At 48.0% G+C, this 3178-nt stretch carries 3 protein-coding genes and 1 pseudogene; 2 read left to right on the top strand and 2 right to left on the bottom strand.

Features of this window, described 5'->3' with window-relative positions; translation table 11 throughout:
* Window positions 1-1718: ATP-binding protein (locus tag B7L70_RS12180; protein WP_081228414.1), on the top strand; the 1718-nt coding region annotated here is incomplete at its 5' end.
* Between the two features lie 38 nt (window positions 1719-1756).
* On the opposite strand, the gene speD is transcribed toward B7L70_RS12180, so the two are convergent.
* A complete protein-coding gene (gene speD / locus B7L70_RS12175) occupies window positions 1757-2188 on the bottom strand; it encodes an adenosylmethionine decarboxylase (RefSeq protein ID WP_081228413.1) in 432 nt (143 codons plus the stop codon).
* Between the two features lie 168 nt (window positions 2189-2356).
* Here speD and hxlB point away from each other — a divergent pair, with 168 nt between their 5' ends.
* Entirely contained in the window at window positions 2357-2971 is a 615-nt protein-coding gene (gene hxlB, locus B7L70_RS12170; protein WP_081228412.1) for a 6-phospho-3-hexuloisomerase, read from the top strand.
* On the opposite strand, the pseudogene B7L70_RS12165 reads toward hxlB, so the two are convergent.
* Window positions 2972-3178, bottom strand: a pseudogene (locus B7L70_RS12165) (PhoH family protein); the annotation flags it as partial.

Here is a 3178-nt window from a genome sequence, read left to right as displayed (position 1 = left end):
TCGTACCTGAACTCACAAGGTTGGGCTTGGTTATACGCAGGATTAGCGGTTTCGAGCTTGCGAATGCCATGAGAGTGCGCATTAAAAGTAGGCCTATAGCCAAGCCGCTCATACTATTGTTGCTCGTTCCACCGTTACTGATGGCTTCGGCATACATCCTGGCGGTGTTCCCAATGTTCTACCTGGCGTACTCGTTAATGGACCTACCGAGGAAGAGGCTTGTCGTAAACATGAGGTTCAATTACGAGGTCGCCCAGGACACGCGGGTGACGAGGTTCGTTGACAATACCATGCTCAAGGCAGAGACCTTAAGCATGGTGAGCAGGATTTCCCAAGCAAACGCCCATGTGGTTATCGTGGTATGGACTAACAATGATGTGCAGGAGGAAATCAAGAGTAAGGCCAGCGGTGCCTACGGCAGATTCCTCATGTTTAGGCATATTAAGTACTTCCTTAGGTATAAGGATCTCGAGAACACCGTTAGGAGGATACAGAGAGGTGAAGAGGCATACTCAATATACCTAGCCAGCACCGTTAACTTCGATAGCTCCTTTAAATGGAGATGGGTACCATCACCATCAATAACGAAAATCCTCACGGCAAACAACGGTAAAGCCTGGTCAATGGAACTGGATCTAGCGGTCTTCACACCATTCTTCCTAAGCATAGCCGAGGAGAGTGGTGGGTTGGCAATTTTGGGCAGGAGCGTTGATAATCGCGACATTTATTGGTCATTCCGTGGAGCAAGCCCGCACATACTCATAACTGGGCCAACAGGCTCTGGCAAGACAACACTGGCCATGAGCATTGCCTACCAGGTCAAGAGGAGGTTGGGCGATAAGGTCAGGGTGGTGATCATAGATCCTCACGGACATACGAAAGTGCTCATGAACCTAATGAGGATAGGGTATGTCGACTTGGGTACGGTGAAGGTGATGAGTAGGGATGTGAGTGTCGTTGTTGAGGCCATAAGGATGATGAACCCGTTATTATCCATAGGGCCCGAGGGTGCCTTACTTCGCATGGTCCTGGCGAATAGGAATGACATGGACGGTATAGGTGATATTGTGAGGTCGCTGGATGAGTTATCGAACGATATCGTACTAAGGGAGGCATACTACAACCTATACAACTCCCTGGCCCTACTAATTAATTATTATAACCACGGGGCAAGTACCGTGAGCGTCGACGACTTATTGAATGGGGACATCATATTCACCATGAACAGCATCACGAATGAGGAGCTCAGTAGGTACCTGGCAACACTGATATTGCTCACTATGTTTAAGAAGGCAGTCTCGGAGTGCGGGAGTCCACCATGCCCCCTCAGGTACATAGTGCTGATTGATGAGGCGCACAACATACTTGGGATTCCAAGTGAGTATAGGTTGTTGGGTGTTAACAATGTAATTAGCAGGATGGTTAGGGAGGCCAGGAAATTCGGCATAGCGCTGGTCATGCTTCTACAACCACCCCTCGACATGTTGGATCCAGGGATTCTCGAGAACCTAGGCACTATTGTAATGCTATCTGGAGGTCATCAATACGTTTCCCACCTGTTAAATGTGATCAGTGGTATTGATGGTGATGATGCAAGTTGGTTATTAAGTGGTCAGTATAGGGCTTTGGTTATGAGGCATGGCGCGAGACCGATACGTTTGGTAAGGCTTTACGTACCGAAGGGGTTGCTGAAGGATTATGTAATAAAGGAAAAATAGAAGGTTGGATTTGAAGGGAAACGCGTCAAATGCGTTAGTCAACTCGTCACGGTATCACCCCCAACCTCACTATCGGTGTAGTATGACCGGTCTGATACGAAGACCTCAAACCTACTGGCATTTAGACTTTTTACTATGTACTTAAAGGCCTCCATGGGTTTCGTGTGACTACCGCACGTGTATACGTCCACTGTTGCGTAGCCGTACTCGGGCCATGTATGTATTGATATATGGCTCTCAGCCACTATCGCCACCACCGATATGCCGCCATTTATGCCAAACTTGTAGTAAAAGGTTGATACGACCAACGCACCCGCAGCGTCAGCAGCCTCCCGAACCACCTTTGTTAGGTAGACCTCGTCTTTAAGGAGGTTTTTATCGCAGCCATATAGGTTTCCATACACGTGTACCCCATACACTAACGCACTCCTCTCCTTACCCCCCTGCCCAGGTAGGGTTTGGGTGATCATTTTTCCTATATTGTACGTTTTTTGACTAAACCGTGCCGACCCCCTATATAAACATATCCCCTCATGAAAGCAGGTATTACACATGAATTAGCACGCATAGCCCTACAGATTTCGTGAGGTTTTCACGTGAGGTAAACAATAAATACTTCAAGTGTGCTTTTACTGTGAATGGAGGACCTTCGTTATTTCAGGAGCGCTTACCTTGAGATAGGGAATTTCATAATGAATACTCTCAATGTAATAAATATTGAGGAGGTATCATCATTCGTAAACCTATTAATCAATGCTTACAGGAATGATAAGAAGGTCCTAGTGGTTGGTGCTGGTAGGTCGGGGCTTGTGGGTAGGGCTTTCGCAATGAGGTTGATGCACCTAGGCTTTAAGTCCTACGTCCTCGGTGAGACTATAACGCCGAGTGTCGGTGAGGATGATGTGGTTGTTGCGATTTCGGGTAGTGGTACAACGACCATGGTTGTTGCAGCTGCCGAGGCTGCGAAGAAGATGAGGGCTAAGGTTATTGCCATAACCAGCTATAGGGACTCACCACTGGCTGGGTATGCGGATCTCGTGGTCCAGGTGCCTGGTAGAACGAAGGTTGCCAAGATGGATGATTACTTCGCAAGGCAGATACTTGGTCTTCATGAACCGCTGGCTCCGTTGGGTACATTATTTGAGGATACGGCGATGGTGCTCCTGGACGCCATCATAGCGGAGTTGATGTACAGGTTGAAGAAGACCGAGGATGAGATAAGGTTTAGGCACGCAAATATAGAGGTGCCCTAATTACTCACCCTCACTCTCCATTGCCCTAACGCCCACGTTTATTAATCGCCTTATCACCCTATCAATCAACCTAACATAGGCACCCTTCTGGCCAACAAAGGCGCCGAAGGCACTCTTCCTAACAGTAACCATGAGTTCAGGACCTGCGAAGTCGACATCGATTATGTGCTTGCCAATCCAACCAACGGGGTGAAGAGCCCTTATCCA

Source organism: Vulcanisaeta sp. EB80, assembly GCF_002078205.2.
Note: the sequence above shows the minus strand (reverse complement) of the source record. Positions and strands in the feature narration are given on the sequence as shown.

Coding starts and splice junctions, on each gene's coding strand:
- speD (WP_081228413.1), bottom strand. CDS start 2,188: ATGATCACCCAAACCCTACCTGGGCAGGGGGGTAAGGAGAGGAGTGCG.
- hxlB (WP_081228412.1), top strand. CDS start 2,357: ATGGAGGACCTTCGTTATTTCAGGAGCGCTTACCTTGAGATAGGGAAT.